Source organism: Nocardia sp. bgisy118, assembly GCF_057708605.1.
This window is the reverse complement of record NZ_JBYISM010000010.1, coordinates 133,283-148,515: the sequence shown is the minus strand read 5'-3', so window position 1 is coordinate 148,515 and position 15,233 is coordinate 133,283. Positions and strand designations below refer to the sequence as shown.

Here is a 15,233-nt window from a genome sequence, read left to right as displayed (position 1 = left end):
CGTTTACTATGGTCGACGTGCTTGTCGAAGACCCGGGTTCCAGCGTAGGAAGTGCGGTGCGGCGGTTGAAGATACCGCCGTCCCGGGCCTGGGTGGCAGCGGCCCTCGCAGCGGTGCCCACGCTGCTGATCGTGCTCCAGATCGTGGCCTTTCAGCAGGGTTTCGAGGGTCCACTGGAGAGCGTGTGGCGTGATTACGTGGGCACGCCGAAATCGATGTCGGTGCCGTGGGCCGGGTTGATCCTGGCGCTGGTCGGTATCTCCATGCAGCGCAGGCTCGTCGCGCTCGGTGCGGCGGTGGGCATCGACCTGGTGTGCGCGGGCGGGCGTCTGCTTTCCGGTGACGCGCCGACGGTCGGCAACGGTCCGGTGATCGTGCTCACCGCGTTGGCCCTGATCGCCTGGCTGCGCTGGAGCGGCACGGAGCGGCGCAACGCACTGCACGCCGCCGCACTCGGCGCGTTGCTGATCCTGGCCACCAAGGTCGGCGACGTGTGGCTGCACATCACCGTGATGAGCAGCCCGGAGGTGCTGGACGAGTACGTGATGCTGGCCGACCACGCGCTCGGCGATCCGTCCTGGGTGATGGGCCGGGTCGTCGACACGCTCGGCCCGGTGGTCTACGCCGTGCTGCACTGGGTCTACATCGAGCTGCCGGTGGCCGCGATCGTGGTCGCGGTGTGGCAGTTGCGGCGGGTGGTCGATTCGGGGCGGTGGCCGAGCCACTACCTGGTTCGCACCTTCCTGGTGCTCGGGCTGGTCGGACCGATCGTCTACGTGCTCTTCCCGGTGGTCGGGCCGATGTTCGCCTTCGGGGTGGACGGCAACGGGCTCCAGGTCGGCAACTACTGGCCGGGCGTGATCCCGCCGATCGACCGCAATCCCGCCCCGCTGCCCTTCGACGCCGCGACTCCGCGCAACTGCATGCCGTCCATGCACACCGCGTGGGCGCTGTCGGTCTTCCTGCACACCCGCCGCGACGTCGCCGGTTCCCGCGCGCCACGCTGGCTGCGCTGGGGCGGCACGTTCTGGCTGCTCGCGACGCTGGCCGCCACTCTCGGCTTCGGCTACCACTACGGCGTCGACCTGGTCGCGGGCGCGGTGTTGTGCATGACTGTGGAATCCGCGCTGCGCGAGCCGGAGCGCGGCTGGGGTTGGTTCCGCATCCGCCTCGTCGCGGGCGGAGCGGCGGTGCTGGCCGTGCTGCTGGTCTCCTACCGCTACCTGGCGGTGCCGATGGCGGAGTACGCGGTGCCCGCGGGGACCATCGTGCTGGCGCTGCTCGCCGGCATGGCTGCGGCGTTCCACGCCACCTGGTTCGCGGGGCAGCGGGAGCAGGTTGTCGTGGTGCGGGAGATCGAGCGGGTCGAGCGCTGATGTTTCGTGCGAGAGTCGAGCCTCGCGGAACCAGGCGATCACTGGGTGTCCGAATTCGCTGATAGCGCAATAGGTCTGTGACCGTTCTGGCGCGAGTCGCCGTGGTGGCGGGTTAGCTTCCGGCGTGGCCGTTTCCCCGTCGAACCCGCATGATGCGTATTTCCGGCACGTCCTCGGCCGACCTGCCGATGCCGCTTCCGAGCTGCGCACAGTCCTACCGGAAGCGGTTGCCGCTCGGGTCGATTGGGACGAACTCGAACTGCAATCGGGCAGCTTCGTGTCCAAACAACTGCGCTCACGCTACAGCGATCTACTGTTCCGAACCCGCCTGAACGGGCACGACGCCTACATCTACCTGCTGATCGAGCATCAGAGCCGCAGCGACGCGTTCATGCCACTGCGCATGCTGGACTACTTGGTCAACATCTGGAACCACTACCTGCGACAACACCCCGACGCCCGCACCCTGCCAGCAGTGGTCCCACTGGTGGTCCACAGCAACCACACCGGCCGCCCATGGAACGCGCCCACCGAACTGACCGAGCTCATCGATCTCGATCCGACAACCCAGCAGGCGCTGGGCCCCTACCTGCCGCGCTTCCGGTTCTTGCTCGACGACATCGCCGCCCTGGACCTGCCCGCACTGCGCGCCCGCGACCTCACTCCCGCGACCCGCGTGATGCTGGCCCTGCACAAGATCGCACCCGGCAATACCCGCCTGGGCGTCGACCTGCTGGCATTGACCGAGGATCTGCGTGCAATCCTCGACGGCCCCCACGGCACGGATGAACTTCGATGCGTCGCCACGTACATTTACATCGTCGGCGACACCCACGTAGACGACCTCGGACCACTCATCGATCGACTCGGTCCCCGAGCCAAGGAGGCCATCATGACCACCGCCGAACGGCTCCGCGCTGAAGGACACGTCGAAGGACGCGCGGAAGGACGCGCGGAAGGGCGCGTCGAAACCTTGATCGATCTGTTGACCGTGAAGTTCGGGTCGCTACCCGCCGAAGTCATAGAGACCGTCCACGCCGCGGACTCCACCCAGGTGCGAGCCTGGACCAGCCGCATCCTCACCGCCGACACCCTCGAAGACATCCTCGCCTGACCAACACCGGAGCGAGCGGAGACTGTTCGTCGCCGCCGACCTGCCGAGTCCATCCGCCGTAAGTACCGAACCCGCCCGCTGACTGCCGGAACCGTTCATCGATCGACTCGGTCCCCGAGCCAAGGAGGCCATCATGACCACCGCCGAACGGCTCCGCGCCGAAGGACACGTCGAAGGACACGTCGAAGGACGCGCGGAAGGACGCGCGGAAGGGCGCGCGGAAGGGCGCGTCGAAACCTTGATCGATCTGTTGACCGTGAAGTTCGGGTCGCTACCCGCCGAGATCATCGACACTATCCGTGCCACGGACCCGGCGCTGGTACGGACCTGGGCCCTCCGCGTCCTCACCGCCGACGCCTTCAACGACGTCTTCGCCTGACCAACACCGGCGTGAGCGGCGAGGGTTCATCGCCGCAGCCTTCAATGGTGCGGCCGACCTGCCGAATCCATCCTCCGCGAGGAGCGGATCGGCCCGTGGACCGTCGAGAACACCTTCGGCGTGCGCGGCCGGTGCCCTCTCAGTCGAGCTCGTCGCCGAGTTCGTTGACGCGCAGCAGTCCGTCGCGGTGCCGCTGTTCGCGGTAGGCGGTGCGGCCGATGAGGTGTGCGATCACCGGGGCTGTGAGGAGTGTGAACAGGCCCACCAGCGCGAGCAGCCACACATTGCCCTTGCCGCGCAGTTCTATGGCGGCGCCCGCGAGCACCAGGAGCAGCCCGACGACCTGCGGTTTGGTCGCGGCGTGCATGCGGGTGAGGGTGTCGGGGAAGCGGACGATGGCGATCGCGGCGGTGCAGGCCAGCACGGCGCCGCTGAGGATCAGCGCGGCCGCGAGCCACTGCCAGGCCGTCATCGGTCGTCCCTGACGCGGAAGCGGGAGACGGCGGCCGAGCCGAGGAAGCCGACCAGCGCCAGCGCGACGATGGCGGGCAGCACCGTGGTGTCGCCGCTGTAGGCGGCCCACACGGCGAGCCCCGACGCCGCGATGGCCATCAGCGAGTCGATACCGACGACCCGGTCGAGCGTGCTCGGCCCGGCCAGGATGCGGTAGCTGGTGATGACGGCGGCGGCCGCGAGCAGGACGCCCGCGAGCACGGCGACGACGGTCATGCATTCACCTCCGGTCGGATTTCGGGACGGGCCGCTCGAAGGCGGAGATCAGCAGTCGCTCCAGGCGACGGGTCTGGTGGTAGAACCGCGCCACCGCGGCGTCGCTGCCGACGTCGAGCACGTGCACGTAGACCAGGCAGCGGTTCCGGTCGATCTCCAGCACCATCGTGCCGGGGATCAGGTTCAGCAGATCGGTGGTGAGCACCAGCACCAGATCCGACTTCGTGCTCAGGCCGACTCGCAGCACCCCGGAGACCGGTGGCGGTGCGGGCCGGATCGCGAACCACGCGATCTGCAGGCTGGATTCGAGCGCGTAGTAGGCGCTCACCACCGCGGCCTCCGCCATGGCGAACAGGTTGAGCCGACCGCTCACCGGAATCCGGGGCAGCGGCAGCGCCACCATGATCAGCGCACCCACCACGAGACCGCCCACCAGATTGCCGATGCTCAGATCGCCCCACAGCGCCATGTAGACCGCGGCCAGCCAGAGCAGCACTCCGACGCGGACCACGTTGTCTTTGCCGATCCCTCGCGAGACGGTCTCGTCGAACGGTTCGCGGATATCGTCGTCGCTCATGCCCGCACCTCCGGCATACCCCACGAAATCCTCATCGGTACGCCTCCGGTTCGCCGAGTACCGCGCCGACGTACACCGCGGGATCGTGCAGGTCGGCCGCGGCGCGGTCGGCGATGCCGAGGATCGGTCCCGCCAGCACGGTGAGGCCGAGGCCGACCGCGGCCAGCGCCATGGTCGACAGCAGCATGAGCGGCGGGATACGGCCGGGATCGGTGCGTTCGTCGTAGAGCACGTCGGTCGAATCCTCGATCAGGGTGGGCGGTTTCGCCGCCGCGAGGTGTCCTTCCGGCGCTTCGGTGCGCGGCCGCCAGAACACTTTGACCCAGACCCGCGCGATCGCGTAGAGCGTCAGCAGGCTGGTGACCACCGCGCCCCCGACCAGTACCCAGGCCAGTCCGCTGCCGTCGGACGCGCCGGCCTGGAGCAGCGCGACCTTCCCGATGAACCCCGAAAAGGGCGGTATGCCACCGAGATTCAGCGCGGGCACCAGAAACAGCACGCCGAGCACCGGACTCGCCGCGGCCAGTCCGCCGAGCCTGCGCAGCGAGGTGGATCCGGCTTGTCGCTCGATCAGGCCGACGACGAGGAAAAGGGTGGTCTGCACCAGAATGTGGTGCGCCACATAGAAAACCGCGCCCGCCAGTCCCGCCGTCGTGGCGAGCCCGACACCGAAGATCATGTACCCGATGTGGCTGACCAGGGTGAACGAGAGCAGCCGTCGGATGTCGTGCTGCGCGATCGCGCCGAGGATGCCGACCACCATGGTGAGCAGGCCGCAGATCAGCAGGACGGTGTCGAAACCGCCGTCGGGGAACAGCAGTGTGTGCGTCCGGATGATCGAGTACACACCGACTTTCGTCAGCAAGCCGGCGAAGACGGCGGTCACCGGCGCGGGCGCGGACGGGTAGGAATCGGGCAGCCAGTTCGAGAGCGGGAACACCGCCGCCTTGATGCCGAAGGCTACCAGCAGCACCGCGTAGATCGCCGTGCGCACGCCGTCGGGGGCCGCGCCGAGTCGGACAGCGAGCTGCGCTAGGTTCAGCGTCCCCGTGGTCGCGTAGACCAGGCCGATGCCGGTCAGGAAGATCAGCGACGAGAGCATCGACACCATCACGTACCCCACGCCCGCGCGGATGCGTTCGGTGGTCGCGCCGACGGTCAGCAGCACGAACGACGCGGCGAGCAGCATCTCGAAGCCGACGAACAGGTTGAACAGGTCGCCGGCCAGGAAGGCCGCCGAAACACCCGCTGTCAGAACGAGATACGTGGGGCGGTAGATGGAGGTCGGCTGGCGCTGGTCGCCGTCGCGGATGTTCTGGCCTGCGCCGTAGACCGAGACGGCGAGCAGCACGATGGCCGAGACGAGCAGCATGGCGGCGGAGAGCCGGTCCACCACCAGCGTGATGCCGATGGGGGTTTCCCATCCGCCCACCTGCACGGCGGTGGTGCCGTCTCGATCGGCCAGGTACAGCAGCAGGCCGGTGATGACCACGACCGCGGCGAGCGCCCCCAGGGTGACGGTGCGCTGGATGCGCGGCCGGCGTCCGAACACCAGCGTGGCCGCCGCGCCGAGCAGCGGGACGAGCACCGGCAGCGGCGCCAGCGCGGGTAACAGATGCGGGGAGAGGGTCAATCCTCCGGATCCTCTCGGTCGCGCTGGGCGGCCACCTCCGCGTCGCCCGGATCGTTCTGCACGTCGTCGGTGGTGGTGAGCATGTAGGACCGGTAGGCGAGGGACAGCACGAACGCCGCGAGGCCCATCGTGATGACGATCGCGGTGAGCACCATCGCCTGGGCGAGCGGGTCGGCCATGCCCTCGTGCGCGCCGTCCTCGCCGCCGATGGGTGGCTCGCCGTCCGGGCCGCCGACGGTGAGGATCAGCAGGTTCACCGCGTTGCCGAACAAGATCATGCCGAGCAGCATCTTGGAGATGGCGCGCTCCAGGATCAGGTACACGCCGCAGGCGGTCAGGACGCCGATGAGGACGAGCAGGGTCAGGTTCGCACTCATCCGTTGCCGCCTCGCGGGGCCGGGGCCTGCTCGGTGGTGTCGCCGAGTTCGCTGTCCAGGCGGGCGCCGAGGCTGCGCAGCACGTCGAGGACCAGGCCGACCACGATCAGGTAGACGCCGAGGTCGAAGAACAGCGACGTGACCAGCTTGACGTGTCCGAACAGCGGCAGCGTCACTTCGATGATCGCCGAGGACAGCGGCGGCGCGCCGAGCAGCAGCGAGGTGGCCGCGGTACCCGCCGCCAGCGTGAGCCCGGCGCCGAGCACGTGGCCCGCCTCCAACGGCAGCGCCTCGCCGAGTTCGTAGCGGCCGCCCGCGAGGTAGCGCAGGGTCAGCGCGAGGCCCGCGGTGAGCCCGCCCGCGAAACCGCCGCCGGGGGCGTTGTGGCCCGCGAAGAAGAAGTAGATCGAGAGCACCATGATCGTCGGAAAGAGCAGGCGGGTGGTGATCTGCAGGACCATCGAGCGTTCCCGGCGATCCACCAGCCGTCCCGCGGGCAACCAGCTGACCAGGTCGGGGTTGTAGTTCGGCGCGTCGGCGGCGCGCGGCGCGGCGCCGAAACGCCTGGTGCGGAACACCATCGAGGCGACGCCGGTGGCGGCGACGATGAGCACCGAGATCTCGCCGAGCGTGTCCCACGCCCTGATGTCGACGAGCAGGACGTTGACCGCGTTCTTGCCGCCGCCGAACCGGTAGGCGGCCTCCGGGATGCGGCGCCAGATCGGTTCCGCGCCGCGCGCGGCCGTGGCGAAGGCGGCGAGCACCGCCACGGCCGCGCCCACCGCCGTGGCGAGCATGGCGCGGCGGGCCTTGAACGCGGCGGTCCTGCTCGGCTCGATCTCGGCGGGGAAGGCGCGCAGCACCAGCACGAAGACCACCAGCGTCAGCGTCTCCACGAGGAACTGGGTGAGGGCGAGATCCGGTGCGCCGTGCAGCGCGAAGACGACGCCGCAGCCGTAGCCGGTGACGCCGACCACGAGCACGCTGGCGAGCCGGTTGCGCAGCACGGTGGCCGCGAACGCCATGGCCGCCATGATGCCGGCGATGGCCAGTTGCAGCGGCGAATCCCACAGGCGCAGTTCGATTCCCGTCCTGCTGCCCAGCGCGAGCAGGGTCGAGGGCAGGATGATCGTGGTGCCGAGGATGGTGGCCTGAGTCAGTGGCAGCGAACCGCGCTGCACCGATCCGGTCATCCGCAGTGAGAGCCGGTCCATCGCGCGCAGCGTGGCGTCGTAGGCGCGGTCGGCATTGCCGAGGCGCGGGTGTGCGGTCTCGCCGAATCGGTTGCGCACCAGGAAAAGCGCGGAACCCGCGGCGATGATCAGGACCGACAAAGCCAGCGGCAGGGTGAACCCGTGCCACAGCGCCAGGTGCGAAACGAGTTCTCCCGGAAGCGTTTCCGGGTACCCGCGCAGAACCTCGTCCAGCCACCGCGCACTGACGCCCGCCGCCAGGCTCGCCACGGCCAGCGTGGCGGGCGGCGCGAGAAACAGCCATCCCGGCGCGTGCCACGACGGCTCCTCGTCGAGCGGCCTGTCGCCGAACGCGCCCCAGACGAAGCGGGCGCTGTAACCGACGGTCAGCATGGAACCGAGCACGATCGCCGCGCACAGCGCCGTGCGTACGGGCGCGGCAACGGTGTCGGCGTCCAGGATTGCGGCGAGCGCGCTCTCCTTGCCGACGAAGCCGAGCAGCACCGGAATGCCCGCCATGCTCAGCGCCGCGAGCGCGGCCACACCGCACAGCACGGGAGCCCGCCGTCCCAGTCCGGACAACTCGCGCAGATCCCGGGTTCCCGCACCGTGATCCACGATCCCGACCACCATGAACAGGCACGCCTTGAACAGCGCGTGCGCCACGATCAGCGTCGTCCCGGCCAGCGCCGCGTCCGGTGTGCCGAGCCCGAGCAGCACGATCAGGAAACCCAGCTGGCTCACGGTGCCGAAGGCGAGCAGCAGCTTCAGATCGGTCACGCGCAACGCGCGAATACCCGCGAGCAGCATGGTCACCGCGCCGAGGATGAGCACCATCGGATGCCACGGCGGGCTGTTCGCGAAAACCGGCGCGAGCCGCGCCACCAGGTACACGCCCGCCTTCACCATGGCCGCGGCGTGCAGATAGGCGCTCACCGGGGTCGGCGCGGCCATCGCGCCCGGAAGCCAGAAGTGCAGCGGCACGATCGCGGACTTGCTGAGCGCGCCGACGAGCAGCAGGGCGACGGCCACCGATACCGCGACGCCGTCCGGCGGGCTCTCCATGGCCAGCAGGTCCGACAGCAGGTAGGTGCCGCTGGTCTGCCCCAGGATGACGATGCCGACCAGCATGGCCAGCCCGCCCGCCCCGGTGACCAGCAGCGCCTGCAAGGCGGCGCGCCTGCTGGTCGCGCGCTCGGCGTGGTGGCCGACCAGGAGGAACGACAGCACCGTCGTCGTCTCCCAGAAGACGTAGAGCAGCAGCATGTTGTCGCTGGTGACCAGACCGAACATGGCTCCGGCGAAGCCGACGAACTGGGCTGCGAACACACCGAGTCTGGGCTCGTCGTCCTCGAAATAGCGGATGCAGTAGAGCAGGATCAGCGTGCCGATGCCGAGCACCAGTGCTGCCATGACGGCCGCGAGCGAATCGAAGCGAAGATCGATGTTCATCGCGATGCCGGGCGCCCAGGTGAGCCGAACCTGCTGCGTGCTATCCCAATTCGCGATCACCCAGCCGAAACCGGCCAGCGGCGGCAGCGCGAGCACCGCGAACGCGTTGCGGCCCAACACCCGTACGCACAGCGGCGCGGCCAGTGCGGCAAGCGCATGCGCGAGCAGGATTACGAGCAAACTGCACTCCGTCAGGTCGTTGCGGGCGGTGGTGCGGTTTCAGCCTACGTGGAGCCAGGGCTTTTCGCGGGGCAGCTCACTATGGCGTCAGCCATGTCGGCGCACGTCGGCTATATGTCCGCTACCTTGTCCCGCGACTCAGGGGGCGCGGGTTTGCGGTAGCTGCGCGGCCGCAGCCGGTACACCAGGAGCAGGGCGGCCGCGCAGCCGAGCACGATCATCAGCGCCACCCGGCCCGGGGTTGCGGCGTCGGCCATGTTGTCCCGCGGCGGCCATGTCTCGTTCTTCACCGGCATGGCGGTGATGATGCTCGGCAGGTAGAGCGCGCCGAGGGCGAGCACGGCGCTGGGGCCGTAGCGGGGCTGGGCAGCGCCGCAGCTGTACCCGGCGGTCAACGCGAGCAGCACCGTCGCGACGGAGTAGTACACGGCGTCGTCGCCGTGCGCGTCGAGGAACGCGAACACGGTGACGCCCAGCAGCGCCAGCAGCGCCAAGAACGGCGACGGCGCGCGGAGACCGGCGAACAGGCCGAGCGCGGTGAGCGCGAGCACCGCGATCACGCTCCACCACGGCCGCGGCGCGTAACCGAGCGCGTCGGCGGTCGCGACCAGACTCACCGCGAGCAGCACGCCGATGCCGTCGCGGCCGGGCAGCAGCATGGCCGCGATCAGCGCGGCGATGATGGTGGCCACGACGGCGATCGCGATCTCCAGCCGGTTGTCGCTCGGGGCGGAGACGTTGTTGTACTGGCCCGCCAGCCATTCGGTGGCCGCGAGGACGATCAGGCCGAGCACGGTCGCCGCGAGGATCGGCGCGATCGGCAGATCGATGGGCACGGTCGAATCGCGCTGCCGTCCGGTCCGGGTGCGATGGCGGGCGATGGCGAGGAACAGCAGCACCACCGAGATGCCGATCATCCAGCGCGGCGGTGTCTCGAGCACCGACCACGGGTCCTGAGCGGGCAGGTCGAGGAAGTCGGCGAGGTCGCCGAAGACGAAGAAGGTCGCCGTGCCGAGCACGTAGCCGATCGCCGGGGCGGGCTTGCGCAGCGCGGCGATGCCCAATGCGCCCAACAGGATTCCGCCGCACACCGAGTCGATGTAGTTCTGCGTGGTGAGCAGGTCGGCGGAGGAGACATTGCGGCCGGCGAAGTGGTTGACGAAGAGGCCGAGCGCGGCGCCGAACGCCACGATCCATCCGGTGAGCGGCTTGGCGAAGGTGGCGATCAGCACCGCGACGGTGACCGCGACGACCATGCCGATCGTCGCGCCGCGCGGGGCGCTGTTGATCAGGCTGGCGATCCGGTACGGGGTGCTCTGCGCGGTCCAGCTGAAGGTGATCGGCAGGAACAGCGCGATTCCCGCGACCGCGGCCCCGAGGAAGGCCGTGACCACGTCGACTCCGTCGCCGATCCATCGCCGCACTTGGGCAACATACCCGCGCCGCGGCGTCGAACCGGTGATTGCCGACGGATAGCCTGCTGCATGTCGAACGTCGGTCAGCTGCGGTTTTCCGCGTAGCGGCGGAGGGCTTCGACCTGCTCCGGGTCCAGCGAAGGACGCACCACCGCGCGGGCGGCGGCGAGATCCGCGGCGGTGACGTCGGCGGCGTCCACGTCGCGGCGCATCGCCGCCAGCGCGGCCTCGCGCAGCAGCGCGGCGCAGTCGGCGGCCGAGTAGCCGTCCAGGTCGGCGGCCAGCGCGGTGAGGTCGACGTCGGCGGCCAGCGGTACCGAACGGCCCGCGGTCCGCAGGATCTCCAGCCGCGCCGCGCTGTCCGGCGGCGGGACGAACACCAGCCGCTCCAGCCGTCCGGGCCGCAGTAGCGCGGGATCGATCAGCTCGGGCCGGTTCGTCGCGCCGAGCACCACCACGTCGCGCAGCGGCTCCACCCCGTCGAGTTCGGTGAGCAGCGCGGCGACCACCCGGTCGCCGACACCGGAATCGGTGCTCTGCCCGCGCCGCGGCGCGAGCGCGTCCACCTCGTCGAGGAAGATCAGCGACGGTGCGGAATCCCTTGCCCGCTGGAACAATTCGCGGACCGCGCGCTCGGAAGCGCCGACCCACTTGTCCAACAGTTCCGCGCCCTTGACCACGTGCACGCTGAGCTGGCCCGAGCCTGCCAAGGCGCGCACCAGGAACGTCTTGCCGCAGCCGGGCGGGCCGTAGAGCAACACGCCGCGCGGCGGTTCGATGCCGAGCCTGGCGAAGGAATCCGGATGGCGCAGCGGCCAGAGCACGGCCTCGGTGAGCGCCTGCTTGGTCTCGACCATGTCGCCGACATCGTCCAAGCCGAGACTGCCGATGGCCAATTCCTCCATGCCGGAACGGGACAGCGGACGGATCACCTCCAGAGCGCCGACCAGGTCTTCCTGGGTCAGGCGCGCGTCGGCCTGTTCCTTGCTGACCCGCGATGCCGCGCGCAGGGCCGCCTCCCGGCACAGCGCCGCGAGATCGGACACCACGAAACCCGGTGTGCGTGCGGCGATCTCGTCGAGTTTCACATCGCCGGTCGGTACCTTGCGCAGTCTTTGCTCCAGCAGCGCCTTGCGTATCGCCGCGGTGGGCAGCGGAAGCGCGAGCTCCCGGTCGCACAGATCCGGCCCGCGCAGCCTCGCGTCCACACCGGCCGGATGCGCCGTCGTCGCAAGGAAAGCCACGGCGGTCTCGGCCATCGCCGCGCGCAACTGGTCCAGAATCAGCGTCGCCACCGGCTCGGGGTCGGCGGGCAGCAGCGCGTCGATATCGGCGATGAGCAGGATGCCGCCCCGACCGGAGCCCACGTCGGCCACCGCGGCAGCCACCTCGCGCAACCGAGCGCCGCCCTCCGCCGCGCCGACCGAGGGCCCGTCCAATTCGACGATGCGCCGCGGGGCGGTCACCGACCGGGCCAGGGTGGCCTTGCCGACGCCGGCGGGCCCGGTGATCAGGACCCCGAGATGCGGTGTGGCGCCGAGGGTTCTGAGCAGCTCGGGTTCGTCGAGCGCGAGGCTGAGCCATTCGGTGAGCTTCGCGGCCTGCGTGTGCACGCCGACGAGTTCCTCGACGGGCACCCGCGGCGGCGCACCGCGCACCAATGTCGCGCCATTGGTGCTCGTGACGGCCGCCAACGCGGCCGCTTCGGTCGCTCCGTGCACCGGGGCCGGGTAACCCGCCGCCGCGCGGTCGGCGGCGTCCAGCGCCGCTACCGCGCCCGCACCCCAGACGACGGCCGTGTTGGGCTGCACGCTCACCGGTCCGCGCACCGGATCGGTGGCCGTGACGGTCAGCAGTTCGGTGGTCCACGCGATGCCGAAGGTGCGCGACAGCGCCTGGCTGGCCGCCGAAGACGGAATGTCCGGCCCCAGATCGCGCGGCAGCAGCGACACCGCGTCACCCACCGTGACGACCTTGCCGAGCAGCGCCTGACGCAGCGTGGCGGCCGGAATGCTGCGGGTGGCGTGCACCGAACCGCTCACCGAGATCTGCTTGGCGCCGAACACGGTTGCCGGGGAGACCACCACCGTCGCGTTCTCGCGCAGGCCCGCGTTCGACAGCGTCACGTCGTCCAGCAGCGCGACGCCCGCCGGTGTGCCCCCGGGCGCGATGCCGATCACCGCCGAGGTACGGCGCGACCCGGCTAGCGTGACCCCGTCCCATTCACGCAGGCCGAGCGCCGTCAAAGCCTCCGGATGCAGGCGGACCACCCCGCGTCGCGCGTCGGCGGCGGACGGATTCAGTCGAGCGGTGAGCGCCAGTTCAGCCACTGTGCCATTCTGCCCGCGTCCGCGCGCGAGTGGGACGAGTCCGCAGGTGAAGTCGTCGGTTCAGCCGGACGACGGCCGTCCGCGGCGCTGCCGCACGGCCGTCGCGACCACGGAGATGGGCCTAGTTCACGCGGGTGCGATGATCCGGGCCGCCACGGCCACCGGCTTGTCGGCGTTGCTCGGCGACAGACACACCAGCTTGGCGGTGCCGAGCGCGACATTCGGGCTGCCAGCGAACTCGCTGTCCGGATTCTCGGCGAGGATCTCCTCGATGACCCGCTTCTCGGCGTCGCTGTCGAGCCCCTTGAACTCACCGCACGTGGTGCGCGAGGCCGGGCCGAGACCGGACGTATCGGCCTGCGTGGTGGCCGCCGCCGCGCTACCGGCCGTGGTCGGCGCCGAAGCGGTCGTGGTCGGCGCGTGCGTCGCGCTGACGCTCGCGCCAGTGGTGCCCTTGCGTAGACCGCTCGCGTCGCTGGACTCGTCCGACCCGCCGCAGCCGGTCGCCGCCAGTGCCACCGCGCCCACGGCCAGGACGATGACGGAAATTCGCTTCATTTGGTGCTTTCCCGATGCCACACAGCGCCGGAGGCTCCGGCGCGTCGGCAGCAGCGTACCGGACGGTCAGTGAGTGTGCGCCTGCCAATCCTCGGGCACGCGCCCGCGCGGGCCCGGCACGCCCTGATCGGCCGGATGACTGTGCGGAGGTGCGAGTTCGGGGCCGCCGCCGTACATCTCCTCGCTGCGGAAATCCCAGAACCAGTCCTCACCGGGCTCGAAGCTCTGGATGAACGGGTGGCCGGTGTCCTTCGCGTGCTTGGTGGCGTGCTGGGCGGGCGAGGTGTCGCAGCAGCCGACGTGGCCGCATTCGGCGCAACGGCGGAGGTGGACCCACCAGCCCTGCTCGCCTTCGCATTCGAGGCAGCCGGGGCCGCTGGGCGGGACGGCTGGGTTGATGCCTTCGATCGCTTCCGTCATCGAGTTACTCCTGTCGATGTCTCCAGTGCGCCTTCTTCATTTTGCTCCGGGCGGTGCAATGGGAGGCGGACCGTGAAGCGGGTGTCGCCGGGTTCGGAATCGACGCGGATGTCGCCGTTGTGCTTGTTGACGACGATGCGGAACGAGATGTCGAGGCCGAGTCCGGTGCCTTCGCCGACCGGCTTGGTGGTGAAGAACGGCTCGAAGACGCGGCGGCGGACGTCGTCGGGGATGCCCGGGCCGGTATCGCCGATCTCGACGACGGCGCAGTCGTTCTCCTTGCTGGTCCGCACGGTGAGGGTGCCTTCGCCGCGCATCGCGTACACCGCGTTGTCGATCAGGTTCGTCCACACCTGATTGAGCTCGGCGGCGTAGCAGGGCAGCGGCGGCAGAGTGCGGTCGTACTCCTTGACCAGGTGCACGCCGTCGCCGAGCTTCCTGTTCAACATGACCAGGGTGCTGTCGAGCAGCTCATGGATGTCGACCACCTGGAACGGGGCGCGGTCCATCTGCGAGTACTGCTTGGCGGCGCCGACCAGCGTGGAGATCCTGGCGGTCGAATCCGCGATCTCGTTCATCAGCAACTCGGTCTCGATGGTGTAGTTGAGCCAGCGGATCGCGCCCTCGAACACCTTGTTCGGGCAGCCCTCCAGGGTGCCCCACACCCGCTCCAACCAGTCCACGTCGAATCCGGCCTGCACGAAGTTCGGCGCCAGGTTCCAGGCGTCGCCGATCTCGTGCTCCTCGAGCCACTCGCCGAGCACGTCCTCCCGGTCGGCGGCCTCCATCGGGGTCAGCTCGGGCGCCTTGGCGACCTGGGCCGCCGCCTCCTCTTGCAGTCGCACCAGGGTGACGAGCACTTCCGGCTGGAACTTCCCGTCTGCCATCATGGCCAGCTTGTGCCGCATCCCCGCGACCCGCTCGCGCAGGCCCGAGGTGGCGCGCACCGCCGCGGCGGCCGGATTGTTCAGCTCGTGCGTCAGACCCGCCGACAGCGAACCGAGCGCGAGCAGGCGCTCCCGCTCGGCTACCCGCTGGGTGGTGTTGCGGCTGCCGAAGAACGCGCCCTCCAGCAGGTGCACCGCCATCGGGAACCACTCGTGCATCATGCGCGCGAAGGTGCCCGCGTCCAGCACGTAGAACCGGGACTTGCGGGTGACGTACATCGAACCGGTGTAGTTCGCGTCGGCCTTGTCGCCCAGGTACGCGCTCCACGCGCCCGCGTAAGCGCCCTTGTGATCGGTGCGGTTCAGCTCGATCTCGGTGCCGCCGGACAGCTTGGTCAGCCGGACCTCGCCGTCCATCAGAACGTAGAAGCAGGTGGCCGGATCGCCTTCGCGGAACACCAGTCCCGGCTCGATGTACTCGATGCGCCCGTCGGCGCACAACCAGGCCAGCTGGTCGTCGTCGAGTTTCTCGAACAGGAACAGAGTGCGCAGTTCCGCCGGATCGCAGACCAGATGCGAATGGCGAGCGGCATTTTCGAGTGTCACGACAGCC

The 15,233-nt window shown here is 69.7% G+C and carries 14 protein-coding genes; 3 read left to right on the top strand and 11 right to left on the bottom strand.

Features of this window, described 5'->3' with window-relative positions:
• The first annotated feature begins 8 nt into the window (after positions 1–8).
• The 3 genes from AC3EO7_RS15205 (at position 9) to AC3EO7_RS15195 (ending at position 2,869) form a co-directional block, all read left to right on the top strand.
• On the top strand, positions 9–1,376 hold the full coding sequence (locus tag AC3EO7_RS15205; RefSeq protein WP_435591510.1) for a phosphatase PAP2 family protein: 1,368 nt from the start codon (positions 9–11) through the stop codon (positions 1,374–1,376).
• 124 nt (positions 1,377–1,500) lie between these two features.
• Positions 1,501–2,490 carry an Rpn family recombination-promoting nuclease/putative transposase gene (locus AC3EO7_RS15200; RefSeq protein ID WP_435591509.1) on the top strand — a complete coding sequence of 330 codons (990 nt, stop codon included), beginning with the start codon at positions 1,501–1,503 and terminating at the stop codon, positions 2,488–2,490.
• 133 nt (positions 2,491–2,623) lie between these two features.
• Entirely contained in the window at positions 2,624–2,869 is a 246-nt protein-coding gene (locus AC3EO7_RS15195) for an RpnC/YadD family protein (protein WP_435591508.1), read from the top strand.
• 139 nt (positions 2,870–3,008) lie between these two features.
• Here the strand turns inward: AC3EO7_RS15195 and mnhG are convergent, their stop codons facing one another.
• From mnhG to AC3EO7_RS15140, 11 genes are all read right to left on the bottom strand, one after another.
• Positions 3,009–3,341, bottom strand: coding sequence for a monovalent cation/H(+) antiporter subunit G (mnhG, locus tag AC3EO7_RS15190; protein WP_435591507.1), 333 nt, complete (start codon positions 3,339–3,341; stop codon positions 3,009–3,011).
• Positions 3,338–3,598 (bottom strand): monovalent cation/H+ antiporter complex subunit F, encoded by a 261-nt coding sequence (locus AC3EO7_RS15185; protein WP_431971214.1) that lies wholly within the window; start codon positions 3,596–3,598, stop codon positions 3,338–3,340. The genes mnhG and AC3EO7_RS15185 overlap by 4 nt, the downstream gene beginning before the upstream one ends.
• Positions 3,599–3,602: 4 nt before the next feature.
• On the bottom strand, positions 3,603–4,175 hold the full coding sequence (locus tag AC3EO7_RS15180) for a Na+/H+ antiporter subunit E (RefSeq protein ID WP_435591506.1): 573 nt from the start codon (positions 4,173–4,175) through the stop codon (positions 3,603–3,605).
• A gap of 31 nt (positions 4,176–4,206) precedes the next feature.
• Positions 4,207–5,808 (bottom strand): Na+/H+ antiporter subunit D, encoded by a 1,602-nt coding sequence (locus AC3EO7_RS15175; RefSeq protein WP_431971216.1) that lies wholly within the window; start codon positions 5,806–5,808, stop codon positions 4,207–4,209.
• Positions 5,805–6,185 carry a Na(+)/H(+) antiporter subunit C gene (locus AC3EO7_RS15170; RefSeq protein WP_431971217.1) on the bottom strand — a complete coding sequence of 127 codons (381 nt, stop codon included), beginning with the start codon at positions 6,183–6,185 and terminating at the stop codon, positions 5,805–5,807. Before AC3EO7_RS15170 ends, AC3EO7_RS15175 begins: the two co-directional genes overlap by 4 nt.
• Positions 6,182–9,010 (bottom strand): Na+/H+ antiporter subunit A, encoded by a 2,829-nt coding sequence (locus tag AC3EO7_RS15165; RefSeq protein ID WP_435591505.1) that lies wholly within the window; start codon positions 9,008–9,010, stop codon positions 6,182–6,184. The genes AC3EO7_RS15170 and AC3EO7_RS15165 overlap by 4 nt, the downstream gene beginning before the upstream one ends.
• Before the next feature lie 110 nt (positions 9,011–9,120).
• Entirely contained in the window at positions 9,121–10,434 is a 1,314-nt protein-coding gene (locus AC3EO7_RS15160; RefSeq protein ID WP_431971219.1) for a hypothetical protein, read from the bottom strand.
• 74 nt (positions 10,435–10,508) lie between these two features.
• Complete coding sequence (locus AC3EO7_RS15155) at positions 10,509–12,755, bottom strand: AAA family ATPase (protein ID WP_431971220.1); 2,247 nt, start codon at positions 12,753–12,755, stop codon at positions 10,509–10,511.
• Between the two features lie 126 nt (positions 12,756–12,881).
• Complete coding sequence (locus AC3EO7_RS15150) at positions 12,882–13,313, bottom strand: hypothetical protein (protein WP_431971221.1); 432 nt, start codon at positions 13,311–13,313, stop codon at positions 12,882–12,884.
• Between the two features lie 66 nt (positions 13,314–13,379).
• Positions 13,380–13,733, bottom strand: a complete 354-nt coding sequence (locus tag AC3EO7_RS15145) for a UBP-type zinc finger domain-containing protein (protein WP_431971222.1) — start codon at positions 13,731–13,733, stop codon at positions 13,380–13,382.
• Positions 13,730–15,226, bottom strand: coding sequence for an ATP-binding protein (locus AC3EO7_RS15140; protein WP_431971223.1), 1,497 nt, complete (start codon positions 15,224–15,226; stop codon positions 13,730–13,732). The genes AC3EO7_RS15145 and AC3EO7_RS15140 overlap by 4 nt, the downstream gene beginning before the upstream one ends.
• Positions 15,227–15,233 lie beyond the last annotated feature (7 nt).

Coding starts and splice junctions, on each gene's coding strand:
- AC3EO7_RS15150 (WP_431971221.1), bottom strand. CDS start 13,313: ATGAAGCGAATTTCCGTCATCGTCCTGGCCGTGGGCGCGGTGGCACTG.
- AC3EO7_RS15205 (WP_435591510.1), top strand. CDS start 9: ATGGTCGACGTGCTTGTCGAAGACCCGGGTTCCAGCGTAGGAAGTGCG.
- AC3EO7_RS15145 (WP_431971222.1), bottom strand. CDS start 13,733: ATGACGGAAGCGATCGAAGGCATCAACCCAGCCGTCCCGCCCAGCGGC.
- AC3EO7_RS15195 (WP_435591508.1), top strand. CDS start 2,624: ATGACCACCGCCGAACGGCTCCGCGCCGAAGGACACGTCGAAGGACAC.
- AC3EO7_RS15180 (WP_435591506.1), bottom strand. CDS start 4,175: ATGAGCGACGACGATATCCGCGAACCGTTCGACGAGACCGTCTCGCGA.
- AC3EO7_RS15185 (WP_431971214.1), bottom strand. CDS start 3,598: ATGACCGTCGTCGCCGTGCTCGCGGGCGTCCTGCTCGCGGCCGCCGCC.
- AC3EO7_RS15170 (WP_431971217.1), bottom strand. CDS start 6,185: ATGAGTGCGAACCTGACCCTGCTCGTCCTCATCGGCGTCCTGACCGCC.
- mnhG (WP_435591507.1), bottom strand. CDS start 3,341: ATGACGGCCTGGCAGTGGCTCGCGGCCGCGCTGATCCTCAGCGGCGCC.